Origin of the sequence: Nonomuraea recticatena (assembly GCF_039533245.1) — a bacterium.
GTDB lineage: Bacteria > Actinomycetota > Actinomycetes > Streptosporangiales > Streptosporangiaceae > Nonomuraea > Nonomuraea roseola.
Map to the genome: position 1 here is coordinate 1 of NZ_BAAATE010000216.1, position 502 is coordinate 502.

The following is a 502-nucleotide window of genomic DNA, read 5'->3' on the forward strand; positions in this document are numbered from 1 at the left end:
GCCGGGTGGGGGGGTCGCGCGGGTGACGCACACCGGGTCGTTCGACGAGCTCGACGAGTCCTGGAAGCGCCTGGCCGCGTGGATCGGGGCGCGTGGGCTGACCTCGGGCACCACGCGGTGGGAGGTGTACACCACCGAACCCTCCCCCGACATGGACCCGGCCGACCTGCGCACCGAGCTGCACTGGACCGTGGCGGACTGACGGTGGCCAACCGGGGGCGGGCGGGGGCGGCGGACGGAGGATGGCGGACCGGCGGCGACGGACCGGCTTCGGCGGACCGAACCGCGACGACCCACGAATCCCGTTGACAATCGAACGTCAACGATGTTCGGTTGAACGCGCACACCGTTCAAAGACCGAAGGGGACGCCCATGCGGGTCGGCATCACGATCCTGCCGGAGCACCGCTGGTCCGAGGCACGACCGAGGTGGGTCGCGGCCGAGGCGTACGGGTTCGACCACGCCTGGACGTTCGACCACCTGGCCTGGGGCAGGCTCGCCG

Annotated in this window: 1 protein-coding gene; it reads left to right on the plus strand. The window is 71.9% G+C overall.

Annotation, left to right across the window (positions count from 1 at the left end):
• A partial coding sequence (locus tag ABFX50_RS51220; protein ID WP_346158586.1) for a GyrI-like domain-containing protein occupies positions 1 to 202 on the plus strand: 202 nt, incomplete at its 5' end.
• Positions 203 to 502 lie beyond the last annotated feature (300 nt).